The organism is Methylocapsa polymorpha (genome assembly GCF_045689225.1).
Taxonomy (GTDB): Bacteria; Pseudomonadota; Alphaproteobacteria; order Rhizobiales; family Beijerinckiaceae; genus Methylocapsa; species Methylocapsa polymorpha.
Map to the genome: position 1 here is coordinate 3,847,792 of NZ_CP136862.1, position 16,117 is coordinate 3,863,908.

Below are 16,117 nucleotides of genomic sequence, written 5' to 3' on the forward strand. Positions count from 1 at the left end.
TATAGCTCAACTCAACTGCTTTATTGATTTTCGTAACCTAACGTCGGATCCTATACAGACATCAAAAACAAATGGGTGGAAACGAATGCTTGAGGGCTCCTCGTGGAATGCTGATCGGGCTCAGGAAATCGTCAATGAGCACCTCGGCCTCGAGGGTCCGATGCTCCCGATTCTCCACGCTTTGCAGGAAGAGTTTGGCTATGTCGGCGCTGAGGCCGCTCCGCTTATCGCGCATACGCTCAATCTTTCGCGCGCCGAAGTGTATGGGGTCATTACTTTCTATCATGATTTCCGCCACGAACCCGCCGGACGGCATATCCTCAAGCTCTGCCGCGGCGAGGCTTGCCAAAGCATGGGGAGTGAGGAATTGGCGCGAGATCTTCTCGCCAAGCTCGGCATCGACTGGCATGGCCGGACCCAAGACGGAGAGCTGACGGTCGAGCCCGTCTACTGCCTTGGCCTTTGCGCTTCATCTCCCGCGGCGCTGCTCGATGGCGAGCCGATCGCAAGGCTCGACGCCGCGACGCTCGGCGAAGCGATCGATGAGGCGCGCGGCCTATGACGCGCATATTCATCCCCAAGGATATTGCAGCCCTGGCGGTCGGGGCGAATAAAGTCGTGGCGCGGATCGAGGCCGAGGCGCGGGCGCGAGGGCTTTCTGTCGAAATCATCCGGACGGGTTCACGAGGCGCATATTTTCTTGAGCCTTTGGTGGAAGTCGAGACGGCAGAGGGCCGGATTGGCTATGGCCCGATCGCGGCCTCCGAAGTCGGAGCGCTTTTCGACGCTGGCTTCATCAACGGCGGAGCCCACGCCCGCCGGATTGGCAAGCCGGAGGAGCATCCTTTTTTCGCCCGCCAGAACCGGCTCACTTTCGCCCGCTGCGGAATTATAGATCCGGTCTCGCTCTCCGATTACGCTGCGCATGGCGGCTGGCGCGGGCTTTTGCGCGCCATTGAAATTGGACCTGCCGCGACGATCGCCGAAATGACCAAATCCGGCCTGCGCGGGCGCGGCGGGGCTGGTTTTCCCACAGGAATCAAATGGAAGACCGTGGCGGACGCGCCGGCCGATCGTCGTTACGTCGTCTGCAATTTCGACGAAGGCGATAGCGGCACTTTCGCCGATCGCATGATCGTTGAAGGCGACCCTTTCTCCTTGATCGAGGGCATGACGATCTGCGCGGTCGCCATCGGCGCGACCAAAGGCTATGTCTACTGCCGCTCCGAATATCCGCATGCGGCGAAGACCTTTTCGCAAGCGCTGGTTCTCGCCCGCCAGGCGGGATACCTCGGCTCTAACATCAAGGGCTCGGAGCATAATTTCGACATCGAGATCCGCATGGGCGCCGGCGCCTATGTCTGCGGCGAAGAAACGGCCTTGCTCGAAAGCCTGGAAGGCAAGCGCGGCATTGTCCGGGCGAAGCCGCCCTTGCCCGCGCATAAAGGGCTGTTTCAACGCCCGACAGTCGTCAACAATGTTCTGTCGCTCGTGGCCGCGCCGACCATTCTCGATCGCGGCGCCGAATTTTACGCCAGTTTCGGCGTCGGCCGATCGCGCGGCACCATGCCGCTGCAGATCGCCGGCAATGTCCGCTATGGGGGCCTCTTCGAGACCGCGTTCGGCCTCACCCTTGGCGAAATCGTGGAGGAGATAGGCGGCGGCACAGCCTCCGGCCGGCCGGTGCGAGCCGTGCAATGCGGTGGACCTCTCGGCGCCTATTTCCCTCGCGCGCTGTTTGACACGCCCTTCGATTATGAGGCCTTCGCCGCGCGCGACGGGCTCATCGGCCATGGCGGCCTCGTCATATTCGACGATACGGTCGATATGGCGCGCATGGCGCGGTTCGCCATGGAGTTCTGCGCGGTTGAGAGCTGCGGCAAATGCACCCCCTGCCGCATCGGCTCGACGCGCGGCGTCGAGGTCGTCGATCGCGTCATCGGCGGCGTCAAGACGGAAGAGAATCTCGCGCTTCTCGAAGACCTTTGCCAGACCATGAAATTCGGCTCGCTCTGCGCGCTTGGCGGCTTCGCGCCCTATCCGGTGCTGAGCGCGCTCCATCATTTCAGGGAAGATTTCGCGCCGCCCGCGCTGGCGGCTGAATAAGGAAGACGGCCATGGCTCTTGTCACCGAGATCGATTACGGAACGCCAGCGTCGAAGTCGGACAAGATGGTCACGCTGACCATCGACGGCGTCGAGGTGCGGGCGCCGGAGGGCACATCCATCATGCGCGCCGCGATGGAGATCGGGACGGAGATCCCCAAGCTCTGCGCGACCGACATGCTCGAATCCTTCGGCTCCTGCCGGCTTTGCCTGGTCGAGATCGAGGGCCGCAATGGAACCCCGGCCTCCTGCACCACGCCCATCGCGCCCGGCATGATCGTAAAGACGCAGACCGAACGCCTGAAAGCCCTGCGCAAAGGGGTGATGGAGCTTTACATCTCCGATCATCCGCTCGATTGCCTCACCTGCGCCGCCAATGGCGATTGCGAATTGCAGACCCAAGCTGGCGCCGTAGGACTCCGGCAGGTGCGCTATGGCTATGAGGGCGCCAATCATTTCGACGAGACGAAAGACGAGTCGAACCCCTATTTCACCTACGACCCAACAAAATGTATCGTCTGCAACCGCTGCGTGCGCGCCTGCGAGGAAGTGCAGGGAACCTTCGCTCTGACGATCGACGGGCGGGGCTTCAAGAGCCGCGTTGCGCCGGGCCAGGATGAGCCTTTCTTCGAATCGGAATGCGTGTCCTGCGGCGCCTGCGTCCAGGCCTGCCCGACCGCCACTTTGGCCGAGAAATCACTGATCGCCATCGGCCAGCCCGAACATTCCGCCGTCACGACTTGCGCCTATTGCGGCGTCGGCTGCACCTTCAAGGCGGAAATGCGGGGCGAGGAGCTCGTCCGCATGGTTCCATACAAGGACGGCAAGGCGAACCGCGGCCATTCCTGCGTCAAGGGCCGCTTCGCCTGGGGCTATGCGACCCACAGGGATCGAATCCTGAACCCCATGATCCGCGCCAAGGTGAGCGATCCCTGGCGCGAAGTCTCCTGGGAAGAGGCGATCGATCACGCGGCCTCCGAGTTCAAGCGCATTCAGGCGACCTATGGCAAGCGCTCCGTCGGCGGCATCACCTCGTCGCGCTGCACCAATGAGGAGACCTATCTCGTCCAGAAGCTCATTCGCGGCGGCTTCGGCAATAATAATGTCGATACTTGCGCGCGGGTCTGCCATTCGCCGACGGGCTATGGGCTGAAGACCGCCTTCGGGACCTCGGCCGGCACGCAGGATTTCGACTCCCTCGAAGAGACCGATGTGTTTCTTCTGATCGGCGTCAACCCGACCGACGGCCATCCGGTTGTCGGCTCGCGCATGAAGAAAAGGCTGCGCCAAGGCGCCAAGCTCATCGTCGTCGATCCACGCCGGATCGACCTTGTCCAGACCCCGCATGTGAAGGCGGACTATCATCTGCCGTTGCAGCCGGGCACCAATGTGGCCGTGCTCACCGCGCTCGCCCATGTCATCGTCACCGAAGGGCTCGTCAACGAGGCCTTCGTGCGCGAGCGCTGCGACATGGAGGAGTTTCAGGACTGGGCCGCCTTCGTTTCAGAGCCGCACAATAGTCCAGAAGAGGTCGCAAAACTCTCCGGCGTTCCAGCCGAGTTGATCCGGGCGGCGGCCCGGCTTTACGCCACCGGCGGCAACGCCGCGATCTTTTATGGGCTAGGCGTCACCGAGCATAGCCAGGGCTCGACCACCGTGCTCGCGATCGCCAATCTCGCGCTTGCGACCGGAAACCTCGGCCGTCCCGGCGTCGGCGTCAACCCGCTGCGCGGCCAGAACAATGTGCAGGGCGCCTGCGACATGGGATCGTTCCCGCATGAATTCGCGGGCTATCGGCATGTTTCGGACGACGCCGCGCGCGCGATCTACGAAAGCCTCTGGGGCGTCGCGCTCGACAATGAGCCGGGCCTGCGCATCCCCAACATGCTCGACTCGGCAGTCGAAGGAACGTTCAAGGGCATATACATCCAGGGTGAGGATATTCTTCAATCCGATCCCGATACGCACCATGTCGCCGCCGGCCTCGCCGCGATGGAATGCGTCGTCGTCCAGGACCTTTTCCTCAATGAAACCGCGAATTACGCGCATGTTTTCCTTCCCGGCTCGAGCTTCCTGGAAAAGGACGGAACCTTCACCAACGCCGAGCGTCGCATTCAGCGCGTGCGGAAGGTGATGAGCCCGAAAAACGGCTTCGGGGACTGGGAAATCACCTTGGCGCTTTCCAAGGCTCTGGGCTTTTCCATGAATTACGCCCATCCGAGCGAGATCATGGACGAGATCGCCCGCACGACGCCGAGCTTCGCCGGCGTGTCCTACGCCCACCTCGACGAGGTCGGTTCGGTTCAATGGCCTTGCAATGAGGCGCATCCGGATGGCACGCCGGTCATGCATATCGGCGGCTTCGCCGCTGGCAAAGGCAAGTTCGTGATTACCGAATATGTGCCGACCGACGAAAGGACCGGGCCGCGCTTCCCGCTGCTGCTCACGACCGGCCGTATTCTCAGCCATTACAATGTCGGGGCGCAGACGCGCCGCACGGAGAACGTCGCCTGGCACCCGGAGGACATGCTCGAAATCCATCCCCATGACGCCGAGCAGCGCGGCGTCCGCGACGGCGATTGGGTGAAGCTCCATAGCCGCGCTGGCGAAACCACCCTGCGCGCCCTTGTCACCGACCGGGTCGCTCCGGGCGTCGTCTACACGACCTTCCACCATCCGACGACCCAGGCCAATGTCGTGACGACTGATTTCTCCGACTGGGCGACGAATTGCCCCGAATTCAAGGTGACCGCGGTCCAGATCTCGCGCTCCAACGGCCCCACCGATTGGCAAGAGCAATATCGCGAACAGGCCGAACAAAGCCGTCGCATCATCCATACGGTTGAAGCGGCGGAATGAGCGAAGACCTCCTCAGCGACGCTCCACCGCCGGCTGCGGTCCGCGTTCCCTGCCTGGCGCAGCGCGGGGACGGGGCCCTTGCGTCCTTCCGCACTGTGCCGGAGGAAACCGCGATCGCCTTCACAGTGAATGGCTCGACCCATGCCGTGATGATGGCGACGCCTGCCGATCTGGAGGATTTCGCCATAGGATTCGCTCTGACGGAGGGCCTGATCGAGGCGCCGTCGGACATCTTGAGCCTTGATGTCGTCGCCATGACGCTTGGCGTCGAAGCGAGGCTTTGGCTGCGGGAGGACCGCGCGAAAGCCTATTCGGCGCGCCGCCGCAGCATGGCCGGTCCGACGGGCTGCGGCCTTTGCGGCATCGAAAGCCTCGAAGAGGCGATGCGCCCCGCGCCTGTCGTCGCCGGAGCCCGCCGCTTCGACAAAGCTTCAATCATTGAGGCGATGGAGTCGCTTGCCGCCGGTCAGCGGCTTCACCGCGAAACCCATGCGGTTCACGCCGCGGGATTTTGGGCGCCCTCGAAGGGCCTTGTCGCCTTGCGCGAAGATGTTGGCCGGCACAATGCGCTCGATAAGCTGGCCGGCGCGCTTACAGTCGGCGGGGTTTCCGCCGCGCAGGGTCTCGTCGTCCTGACGAGCCGGGTTTCAGTCGAACTGATCCAGAAGGCGGCGCGGCTCGGGGCTCCGGTCGTCGTCGCCATATCGGCCCCGACAGCAGCCGGAGTTCGGCTTGCCGAGGCCTGCGGGATCACGCTTATAGCGGTCGCACGCCAGCATGATTTCGAAGTCTTCACCCATTTAGAACGCATCATCGATCGAGCCGCTCATCATGTCGCCTGACAAGCTCATCTATATGGCCAACCAGATCGGCAAATTCTTCGCCCCGCAACGGCATGAACAGGCTGTCGCCGGCATAGCCGATCATCTCGCCAAGTTCTGGGATCCAAGCATGCGCAAAAAGATCCTGTTGCATCTGGAGCATGGTGGGGAAGGGCTCGACCCGCTCGTCAAGGAAGCCGTGCAAAGGCTTGCAAACATTGCTCCTTTGAAAACTGCTGCTTCAGCGGGTTCTGCGATCGGCCAAAGCGCCCATTGAATTCGACGCCTGCCGCGGCGGGTCGATCCGAGGAACAGCCGGTCGCTTCGCCTACGGCTCCACTTTGGTCCTCCTGCGCTGCGTCAACACGCCGCCTCTCCGCTTGACAATGGGCGTCCGAACCAAGGTCCCGATCCATTGCAATGGCAGCCGGGCGTGTTAGGATATTTTTATGACTAGCTTGCGCCAAGGCTCGGCGACGAAACGCGTCGCGATCAGCGTGGTCGCGCTTTACGCGCTTCTGCTGCAAGCCTTGCTCGGCGCAGCGGCGCATGCCGCGGCCTTTGATCGCTTCGGCAACGCGATTTGCGCGCCGGATGGATCGAATCCTGAAGCGCCCGGCGGCGAGCAAGATCATCAACACTGCCTGTGCTGCATTCTGGCTTGCGCCGCCTCCGGCTGCGCCTATCTCGCGACGGCGTCCGGCCTTGCCGCTTTTCCGCAGCGCATGGCCTTGGCGGTCGTCTGGGCGCCAATGCCCGGAATCCCCACAAGGGCGCCGCAGCGCTTCTATTTCGCCGCGCGCGGACCTCCGGAAAGCATCTGATCGCGCCAATTTCTCGACCGCTCCAGAGGCTTAGCTAATCGGCCCGAGCTTGGCCGTTGGGCGAAAGCCCTCCTTGAGCTTGGCGAAACCCGTCCTCATCGAGGCGGCGCCAAGCGTAAAGCGGTCCCGAGAATTGGAGCGCGCCGGAAGCCATTCCCCATTCGCGCGGCCGACGAAAGCCCTTTGCGGCTCCGGCCAGTTTAATAGGCCTTCAAATGTTGCACATAAGAAATGCGGACTTCATGACGACGCCAGAGCCGACGCGCCGGCTGAGCGTCTTCACTGGCGTAGCTAAACGCCGAAATTTCACGGCGGAAGAAAAAGCCCGAATCGTCGCAGAGAGCTTTGAGAGCGGCGACTCGGTTTGCTCGGTGGCGCGCCGGCATGGCCTGATGGCGGCGCAGCTTTTCGCCTGGCGCAAAAATGCGCGGCTTCGCGGCGAGGTCCCGAACATCGGCAAACGCCAAACGCAGCCGCTCGGGCTGGAAATCCAATCCGTGAGCGCCAATGGCGAGCATCCCGCTGCGGAGGCTGCGCCGATCGAGATCGCTATCGGGGCCATGATCGTGCGCGTGCCGCAGGGATTCGATGCGGCGACCTTACAGGCGGTGTTGCAAGCCTTGAAGGCGGCCGCTTAATCATACGGGCATATGATTCGTCACGCGGCGCGCGACAGCAGCGCCGCGTCCTTTTGCGCCGACCGGTTGGCGGTTCGCCGCAAAATGCGATAGATCGCTCCGGGCTCATGTCGAATCGGTCCGTTCTCTTGCTTCGGCTCTCCGCTGGATGAAGAGCGCGTCGGGCTAGGCTCGCTTCCAAGTCTAGCCGGACGGAGCCCGGCGACTTTTATCAATTTGAAGCAGCTTCCGGCTTGGCCGATTTGGCGGTTCCCGCCTGATCGGAGGCGACGGAATGGGCGAGAGGCGGCGGTCAAAAATGAACAGTTTGTTGGAGGAACAAAGGCCCGAAACCCGAGGGTTTGCGGAACATCCCATGCGGGACCGCGTCCTGGCCGAGGTTCACGCGCGGCCCTTCGTGCCCATCGAGGGGTCGAAGCGCATTTTGCATTTCGCCTTTATGACGGATCATGACGAAGCGGCGAAAGCGCGCGCGGCGCTGGCCGATTTTTGCCTCGAGCGCGGCTGCCCGCCGCCTCCTCCCGACGCTAAACAGCACCGCGTCGAACTCCCTGACGCCGTCTTGCGCTTTGAGCTTCATGCCGAGTTTACGACCTACACTTGGGAATTTCCGCAAGCGATTGACAATTCGCGTTTCGCCAAGACCAAGCCTCTCCCGTTCCGGCCCGGCGCGGATGAGCTGTCGAGCATCATGTTGCATCTCCCGCAGCCGGGGCCCTTGCTTGTGTCTGTCGATCTGCATCTTCTCCCCGCGGCGCTCGTCGGGGACAGCTGGCGTCATCTCTTCGAGCCGAGCCAGCTCGCGGCCTCCGAGGTTCTGGGCGGCGCCGCGCTCGTCGCCACCGATTTTCGTCCCGACGCATCGGGATTTGTGCGGCTGCTCGTCCTTGACCGAAAACTGACTCCGGTCGACGCCGGCTCGCTCGTTCAGCGTCTCCTCGAGGTCGAGACCTATCGCACGCTGGCGCTGCTCGGGCTCCCGAAGGCGCTGGATCTCGGCCCCGAGATTCGCCGCATCGAGAACGAATTGCCGCGTCTCGTGCAGCTGATGCGCGAGGCCAAGGGGCTCGAAGCCAGCCGGATCCTGCTCGATCGCTTGACGGCGCTCGCAGCCGAGCTCGAAGAGGGTGCCGCGCAGAGCCTTTACCGATTCGGCGCAACGCGGGCCTATCATGAGCTCATGAGCTTGCGCCTTGAGTCGATCGGCGAACGGTCGGAGCCCAATCTCCCGACCCTCGCCGCCTTTCTCACGCGCCGGCTGACGCCGGCGATCCGCACCTGCGCGGCGACAGAGGCCCGTCAGGACCAACTCTCACGCAAGCTCTCCCGCGCGGCGCAGCTCTTGCGCACCCGCGTCGACATCGAGCTCGAGAGTCAGAACCGGGATCTCTTGCGCAACATGAATGAACGCGTGCAATTGCAGCTGAAACTACAGCAGGCGGTGAAATGGGTGTCGATTGCCGCCATCACCTATTACCTGCTTTCCATCTTCCATCTCATTTTTGAAGGATTGCATCGAGAGGTAGAGACAGTCGACCCGGTCGTCGCGACGGCTGTCGCCGTTCCGGTCATCGTCGTTCTCGTCCTTTGGTTCTTCCACCGCATTGGCAAGCGTCTCGCGGAGCCTTGACCTAAGTCGGCCAAAACTAGGGGACCTCGTCGTCCGCCAAAGGCTTCGGCTTGCGCTTGCTCATTTCCTTCAAACGAAGAGACAGTTTTACGGCGTGCCGCGCCTCGGCGCGGATCGCCACAGGTTGCAGGATTTTCCTGAATTCGTCGCGTTTCTCGTGAATCGATGCGATGACGAGTCCCATCGGGATGCCCATCTCGACGAGGACCGCCTCAGATAATTGCAGGCTGGCCTCGATCGTTTCGGGGACGGCATCCGTCACGCCGAGCTTATAGAGGAGCGTCGCGTGATGCGCGTCGCGGGCGCGGGCGACGATCGTCAGGTGCGGATATTCGGCGCGCGCAAGGCGCACGATACGCTCCGCATCGCTTGGCCTGTCCATTGTGATGATGAGCGCCTTGGATGCGCCGAGGCCGCAGCGGGCGAGGAATTCGGCGCGCGCGGCGTTGCCCCAATAAATGTCGATTCCGTCGCCTCGAAATCGCTTCACCAAGCCGGCGTCGTTGTCGACGGCCATATAGCGAATGGAATGGGCATGAAGCATCTCGCCGACGAGCCGTCCGACCCGCCCATAACCGACAATGATCGCGTCATGCGCCTTGATCTGCTCCGGCGAGACCAAGGGTTCTAGGGGCTCGGCAGCGACATGGGGCCGCGACAACCGCTGCGCGAGGAGCCCAAGAGCCGGCACGAGGAACATTGAGAGCGTCACCGCGACCGTCACATCGGCGCCGACCGTCGCCGGGACGGCCTTCGAGGCGACCGCGGCGGCGATGATGATGAAAGCGAATTCGCCGCCGGGCGAGAGCATGAGCGCCGTCTCAGTCGAAACCGGCGGGGAGAGGCGTAAGATACGCGCGACCATCCACGCGACGCAAAATTTGACGATGATGAGGCCGAGCGCCAGGCCGAATGTCCAGAGCGGCGCAGCCAACACTTGCGAAAGATCGAGGCTGGCGCCGACCGACACGAAGAAAAGGCCAAGCAGCAAGCCCTTGAAAGGCTCGATCGTCACCTCGATCTCGCGCCTGTACTCCGTTTCGGCCAGGAGAACGCCGGCGACGAAGGCGCCGAGGCCCATGGAGAGTCCGGACATCGCGGTAAGCACCGCGGTGCCGATGACGACGAGAAGGCAGGCGGCGACAAAGAATTCAGTCGAGCCGGCGGCGGCGACATGATGAAACAAAGGCCGCAGGACGAGACGGCCCCCGACCACCACGATGCTTAATCCCGCGAGCGCCGGGACCAGGGTCGAGAATATGGCGGCGCTAAGGTTAAGCTCGCGAATCCCCAGCATGGAGACCATGAACAGGAGCGGCGCCACCATCAGATCTTGAAACAGGAGAACCGCGAAGACTGTCCGACCCGCCGTCGTCGCAAGGCGCTTGGCCTCGGCGAGAACAGGGATGACGATCGCCGTCGAAGACAGAGCCAGAGCGAAACCAAGCACCGCCGCGGAGATCGGCTCCTCGCCGAAAAGCAGCGCCGCCGCGCCCAGCGCCGCGGCCGAGCCGACGACCTGCAAACTGCCGAAGCCGAAGACAAATCGCCGCATGAGAACCAGGCGCTCCCACGACAGTTCGAGTCCGATCATGAACAGGAGAAAGACGACGCCGAATTCCGCCACTGGAGTGATTTGCTCGACATCCTCGAGCGTGAAAGGCGAGAGCCAGCTGAACTTTTGCGAGACCGCGCCGAGGCCATAGGGTCCGAGCAGGACCCCTGCGCCGAGGAATCCGAGAATGGGACTTATTCGCAGCCGGCGAAAAAGCGGCACCACGACGCCGGCGGTCGTTAGGAAGATCAGCGTTTCCTTATATTGCTCCGGCTCAAAGCTGGCCATCGGGCTCCTTTCGATCGCTTCGACTCAAAGAACATAAATCAGGCCGCGGACGATGCGCCTCATATGTCGAATTCAAGAGGCGACCGGTCGGCAAAATCAATTTGGCGCGCCTAAACTCATCGACCGTTTCAAGGCTAGACAAGAACATCAACGCAATCGACAGGCCAGTCCAGCGGGTCACGCGAGCTTTGGCGCGACCGCCAAAAGTGGATCTTCCCCGCCGATAGACTTTTCCCGGCCGGAGAAATCCTGCATCCTCGCCCGATGCCCGATCCAGCCGCAACTAACGCGCCGGAACTTTCCGTCAGCGAACTCTCCGCCGCTCTGAAACGGACGATCGAGGATCGTTTCGGCTTCGTCCGCGTGCGCGGCGAAATTTCGAATTATCGTGGGCCGCACTCCTCAGGCCACGCCTATTTCTCCTTGAAGGATCAATCCGCCCGCATTGACGCGGTGATCTGGAAAGGTGTTTTCGCGAGACTAAGGACCAAGCCCCAAGAGGGGCTGGAGGTCATCGCGACCGGGAAGATCACGACCTTTCCGGGGAAGTCAGCCTATCAAATCGTCATCGAGGCGCTCGAGCCGGCCGGAATCGGCGCGCTCATGGCGCTCTTTGAGGAGCGCCGCCGGAAGCTTGCCGCCGAGGGGCTGTTCGACGAGGCCCGCAAGCAGCTTCTCCCCTTTCTGCCGAGCGTGATCGGCGTCGTGACCTCGCCGACGGGCGCCGTCATCCGCGACATCCTGCACCGGATCGCCGATCGCTTTCCGCGCCATGTTCTGGTTTGGCCTGTGCGGGTTCAAGGCGAGACCTCGGCCGCGGAGGTCGCCGCCGCTATCGACGGCTTCAACGCTCTGCCGGAGACGGGTCGCTTGCGGCGGCCGGACCTGATCATTGTCGCGCGCGGCGGCGGCTCGCTCGAGGATCTCTGGAGCTTCAACGAGGAAATCGTCGTGCGCGCCGCCGCGCGGAGCCTCGCGCCGATCATCGCCGCGATCGGGCATGAGACGGACTGGACCTTGATCGATTACGCCGCCGATTTGCGCGCCGACGCCGACCGCCGCGGCGGAAAAGGCGGTTCCCGTGCGCGCCAGCTCGCCTCATCGCTGGCCGATCTCGGCCGCCGCCATGCCGGCGCGATGTTCCGGCTGAGCGAGCGCCGCCGCAATGAATTGCGCGCCTTGCTGCGCGCCCTTCCGCAAGGCGAGGCGATCGTCGCCCTGCCCCGCCAGCGCCTCGACAATGCGGCAAGCCGTCTCGATGGCGCCTTGTCCAAGGGCCATGATCGCCAGCGCATCGGGCTCGCGCGCCTGTCGCACCGCCTGGCGCAACAATCGCCGCAAACAAGAATGGCGCGCGCGGCGGAGCGCCTCGCGGGGCTCCGGCAAAGGCTGCGGCGTGCGCTCGAAACCGGCCATGATCGGCGAACGCAAAAGCTCTTGCATGCAGCAGCGAGGCTTGAAACGGCGCGAACGGTCCGGGCGCGGCACGAGCAAGAACGAATAACGGCCACGCGCCATCGTCTGGAGGCGCTGGCCGGACGCTTGGCTCATTGCTTCAAGGCGCGCATAGCCGCGCGCAAAACCCAGATCAAGACCCTGGAGCAATTGCTCGGCAGCCTCGGCTATCGCCAGGTTCTCGCGCGCGGCTTCGCCCTTGTGCGCGACGTAAATCAGACGCCCATGCGCCTCGCCGCTGAGATCGCCGATGGCGCGCTGATCGACATCGAATTCGCGGATGGCCACAAGGCGGCGGTCGCCGGTCCGCCAAAAGGCCCGGGAGCCGCGAAGCGCGGAGCGGGCAAGGCGCCGCGCAAGCGCGAACAGGGCTCGCTTTTTTAGGGCTTCAGGCCAGCGCTTAGGCGAAGACCAAAGGCATGGGCTCCAATTCGATCTTCCCGATCCCGCGCAGGCGCAAGGCCTCTGAAAGCTTAGGCGCAGGAGCCGAGGCGCCAGTGAAGAGAGCATGATGCGGCGCGACGTGGCGTGATTTTGTTTTTGGCGGCAGGAAGCCGAGGTCCTCGCACAGAACATGATCCGTCCGGCGCGCGATCGCCGGCGCCGGATCGATCCATTGCACAGGCCAGGGCGCCAGCCGTTCGAGTTGCTCGATCAGCAGAGGATAATGCGTGCAGGCCAGCACGATGCAATCCGTTCTGCCTTCGCCATTCGCGACAAAGGCTGGCGCAATCTCACGCAGGATCGCCGCATCAGAAACGCTTTCCCCCTGCACGAAAGCTTCGGCGAGGCCCGCGAGCGCGCTCGAACCGACGAGCGTCACCATGCAATGCGCCGCATAGGCGCGCACGAGATCGCGCGTATAGTCGCGCGCGACAGTGCCCGGGGTCGCGAGCACGGAGATGAGCTGGGATCGCGACTGGCTCGCCGCCGGTTTGATCGCAGGAACCGTGCCGACGAATGGGAGCTGCGGGAATTGCGCGCGCAGGTGCGGCAGCACCAAGGTTGAAGCCGTATTGCAGGCGATGACGACGGCGTCCGGCGCGACGCGCGCGATCAAGCGCTGCAGGACGGACAAGACCCGCGCGACCAAGACCTTTTCTCCCAGGTCGCCATAGGGAAAGCCCGCATCATCGGCGGCGTAGATCAAATGCGCGTCCGGCCGCACGCGCGCCACTTCGGCAAAAACGGTCAAGCCGCCCAGGCCGGAATCGAAAACAAGAATTTTTGGCGCGTGCGACATTGAAGAGACCGGATGAGCCGTTCGCCCCGCCCCTGCATCGACAAGCCTAGCGGAACTGGAACGCACGCATAGTTAAGGAACAATTTTGTTAAAATAATTGCCAATCGGACGCCTCAAGGCGGATCGGCGTTCAGGCTGAAGCGGGGCGCGATCCCTCTCTGAAAATCAATCTACCTGAGAGGGTTTAGCCGATTTTCCCCAAATTTGAGTTCAAAAGCGATTCTGCGCGTTTGGGATTGGATCTTGTCGCGCGAGATGAGCCCTAAGCCAGAGCGACGATCAAGCATCCGCCGCATTATACGGCGATCTTCCTTCGTTCGCCGCGCGATGACTTTCTTTGGCGCGGCGATCGCGCAAGCGACGACAAGGGCGGGACATGGACGGCGCTGCAAGCCACAGGCGGGCGGGTATCCTGGAAACCCGCGCGCCGGCGCGCCTCGACCGCCTGCCTTGGGGGCGGTTCCACACGCTGATCGTCATAGCGCTCGGAATTACCTGGCTGCTCGACGGTCTCGAGGTGACTCTCGCAGGTTCGGTGTCCGGCGCGCTCGAGGCAAGCCCTAGCCTGCATTTCACCGATGCCGATGTTGGATTGGCGTCGACCTTCTATCTCGTAGGCGCGGTTGTCGGCGCCCTCGTCTTCGGCTGGATGACCGATCGGCTCGGCCGCAAGATGCTCTTCTTCATCACGCTCGGCCTCTATCTGGTCTCCGCCGCCGCGACGGCTTTTTCCTGGAATCTCGCAAGCTTTTGTCTGTTTCGAGCGCTGACCGGCGCCGGGATCGGCGGCGAATATAGCGCGGTCAATTCAACGATCCAGGAAATGATCCCGGCCCGCTATCGCGGCTGGACCGATCTTGCGATCAACGGCTCTTTCTGGATCGGCGGCGCGATCGGGGCGGCAAGCTCGATCGTGCTTCTGGACCCGGCCCGCTTCGCTCCCGACATCGGCTGGCGCTTCGCCTTTTTCATCGGCTCCGCGCTCGGCCTCGTCATCCTGGTCTTGCGGACATGGGTGCCTGAAAGTCCGCGCTGGCTGGTGATTCATGGCAGAGTCAGCGAAGCAGAAGCGATAGTCGACAAAATAGAAGCCGGGCTGCGCGCGCACGGCGCCCGCCTCCAGGATGAGGCTGAGCTGAAAGCGATTCGCATCCGCCCGCGAACCCACACCCCTCTGCGCGAAGTCTTTCGCACGATCTTCCGCACCTACCGAACAAGGGCCTTGGTCGGACTGACGCTGATGGCGGCGCAGGCTTTCTTTTACAATGCGATCTTCTTCACCTACGCGCTCGTGTTGACGAAATTTTACGACGTGCCGTCGCAAGGCGTCGGCTGGTACATCCTGCCTTTTGCGATCGCAAATTTTTTCGGCCCTCTCCTGCTTGGCCACCTGTTCGATTCCATTGGCCGCAAGCAGATGATCGCTTTCACTTATGCGGCGTCCGGCCTGCTCCTTGCCGCCAGCGGCTGGCTGTTCGCACAAGGTCTTCTCAGCGCGACGCAGCAGACGATCGCCTGGATGTCGATCTTCTTCTTCGCCTCGGCGGCGGCCGGGGCCGCCTATCTGACCGTCAGCGAAACCTTTCCCGTCGAAATTCGCGCGCTCGCCATCGCCATATTCTATGCGACTGGCACGGCGATCGGCGGCGCCGGGGCGCCTCTTTTGTTCGGCCTTCTGATTGGGACAGGCGCGCGCTCGCATGTCTTCGCGGGCTATCTTCTCGGATCGGCGCTGATGATTTTCGCCGCTGTCGTCGAGGCGGTTTGGGGCGTCGCGGCGGAGCGCAAGCCGCTTGAAGCGGTGGCTCAGCCCTTGTCCTCGGCAGGCGACTGAAGCGAAGGCTCGGCGAGACCGGACTGGCTTGGCTCGACGCTCGTCTTGCCTTCGGCTCTCGGTCCCTCGACGAGACGCACGACCATACCGCGCAACGTGCGCACGTCCTGCTCGGTCAGCTTCATGCGATGGAAAATATTGCGCAGGTTGCGCCGCATGACCGGCTGCTTGCCCGGGGGGCGAAAGAATCCGGCGCGGTCGAGCTCGGATTCGAGATAGTCGAAAAAGGACAGCACCATATCGCGCGGCGCCGCAGGCGAGCGTTCGACCAAGGCGAAGGGCGCTTTGGCGTCGGTCGCGGCGCGCATCCATTCATATCCGGTCAACAGCACGGCTTGCGCGAGATTGAGGGACGCATAGGCCGGGTTGACCGGAAACGTCATGATTGCGTCGGCCAAAGCCACCTCGTCATTGGCGAGGCCGGTGCGTTCAGGCCCGAAGAGAACGCCATGTCTTTCGCCACACGCAAGCGCCCGCGCGCTTTCCGGCATCGCCTCGGCGGGCGTGAGAATGGGCTTATGCTGGCCGCGCTCGCGGGCGGTCGTCGCCCAGACGAAATTGAGATCGGCGACCGCCGCCTCGACGCTGTCATAGAGCTTCGCCGCTTCGAGAAGATGCACGGCCCCGGCCGCGGCGGCACAGGCCCCTTTCTTCAAGGCGCCGGTGCGGGGCCAGCCCTCGCGCGGCAAAACGAGCCGGAAATCGGCCAGCCCGAAATTCGCCATCGCCCGCGCGCACATGCCGATGTTCACGGCGAGCTGCGGCCGGACGAGGATGATGGCCGGTCCGCCTTCAAGACTGGGCTTGGTGTGGTCTGTTCCGGCGCCCGTCATTGACGACGCTCTCCAAGCCTCGGGTGTCAGCA

13 protein-coding genes are annotated in these 16,117 nt (G+C 63.2%); 10 read left to right on the forward strand and 3 right to left on the reverse strand.

Going from position 1 to position 16,117, the window contains the following annotated elements; genetic code table 11:
• The first annotated feature begins 85 nt into the window (after positions 1-85).
• The 8 genes from RZS28_RS17705 to RZS28_RS17740 all read left to right on the forward strand — a co-directional run bounded on the left by RZS28_RS17705 (position 86) and on the right by RZS28_RS17740 (position 8,877).
• A complete protein-coding gene (locus RZS28_RS17705; RefSeq protein WP_407339041.1) occupies positions 86-562 on the forward strand; it encodes a formate dehydrogenase subunit gamma in 477 nt (158 codons plus the stop codon).
• Positions 559-2,106, forward strand: a complete 1,548-nt coding sequence (locus RZS28_RS17710) for a formate dehydrogenase beta subunit (protein WP_407339042.1) — start codon at positions 559-561, stop codon at positions 2,104-2,106. The genes RZS28_RS17705 and RZS28_RS17710 overlap by 4 nt, the downstream gene beginning before the upstream one ends.
• A gap of 11 nt (positions 2,107-2,117) precedes the next feature.
• The gene (gene fdhF / locus RZS28_RS17715) at positions 2,118-4,964 is read left to right on the forward strand and encodes a formate dehydrogenase subunit alpha (protein WP_407339043.1); all 2,847 of its coding nucleotides are present in this window, start codon (positions 2,118-2,120) and stop codon (positions 4,962-4,964) included.
• Entirely contained in the window at positions 4,961-5,806 is an 846-nt protein-coding gene (gene fdhD, locus RZS28_RS17720; protein ID WP_407339044.1) for a formate dehydrogenase accessory sulfurtransferase FdhD, read from the forward strand. Before fdhF ends, fdhD begins: the two co-directional genes overlap by 4 nt.
• Entirely contained in the window at positions 5,796-6,062 is a 267-nt protein-coding gene (locus RZS28_RS17725; RefSeq protein ID WP_407339045.1) for a formate dehydrogenase subunit delta, read from the forward strand. Before fdhD ends, RZS28_RS17725 begins: the two co-directional genes overlap by 11 nt.
• A 172-nt stretch (positions 6,063-6,234) precedes the next feature.
• Complete coding sequence (locus tag RZS28_RS17730; protein ID WP_407339046.1) at positions 6,235-6,609, forward strand: hypothetical protein; 375 nt, start codon at positions 6,235-6,237, stop codon at positions 6,607-6,609.
• A gap of 242 nt (positions 6,610-6,851) precedes the next feature.
• Positions 6,852-7,247, forward strand: a complete 396-nt coding sequence (tnpA, locus tag RZS28_RS17735) for an IS66-like element accessory protein TnpA (protein WP_407339047.1) — start codon at positions 6,852-6,854, stop codon at positions 7,245-7,247.
• Positions 7,248-7,602: 355 nt separating this feature from the next.
• On the forward strand, positions 7,603-8,877 hold the full coding sequence (locus tag RZS28_RS17740; RefSeq protein ID WP_407339048.1) for a DUF3422 family protein: 1,275 nt from the start codon (positions 7,603-7,605) through the stop codon (positions 8,875-8,877).
• A gap of 16 nt (positions 8,878-8,893) precedes the next feature.
• On the opposite strand, the gene RZS28_RS17745 is transcribed toward RZS28_RS17740, so the two are convergent.
• On the reverse strand, positions 8,894-10,720 hold the full coding sequence (locus RZS28_RS17745; protein ID WP_407339049.1) for a cation:proton antiporter: 1,827 nt from the start codon (positions 10,718-10,720) through the stop codon (positions 8,894-8,896).
• Between the two features lie 264 nt (positions 10,721-10,984).
• Between RZS28_RS17745 and xseA the strand changes: the two genes are divergently transcribed.
• Entirely contained in the window at positions 10,985-12,559 is a 1,575-nt protein-coding gene (xseA, locus tag RZS28_RS17750; protein WP_407339050.1) for an exodeoxyribonuclease VII large subunit, read from the forward strand.
• A gap of 16 nt (positions 12,560-12,575) precedes the next feature.
• Here xseA and murI read toward each other — a convergent pair whose 3' ends face one another.
• A complete protein-coding gene (murI, locus tag RZS28_RS17755; protein ID WP_407339051.1) occupies positions 12,576-13,418 on the reverse strand; it encodes a glutamate racemase in 843 nt (280 codons plus the stop codon).
• A gap of 376 nt (positions 13,419-13,794) precedes the next feature.
• Between murI and RZS28_RS17760 the strand changes: the two genes are divergently transcribed.
• Positions 13,795-15,252 (forward strand): MFS transporter, encoded by a 1,458-nt coding sequence (locus tag RZS28_RS17760; RefSeq protein ID WP_407339052.1) that lies wholly within the window; start codon positions 13,795-13,797, stop codon positions 15,250-15,252.
• On the opposite strand, the gene RZS28_RS17765 is transcribed toward RZS28_RS17760, so the two are convergent.
• A complete protein-coding gene (locus RZS28_RS17765) occupies positions 15,225-16,085 on the reverse strand; it encodes an RNA methyltransferase (RefSeq protein ID WP_407339053.1) in 861 nt (286 codons plus the stop codon). The two genes, RZS28_RS17760 and RZS28_RS17765, sit on opposite strands and share 28 nt — an antisense overlap.
• Positions 16,086-16,117: the final 32 nt, after the last annotated feature.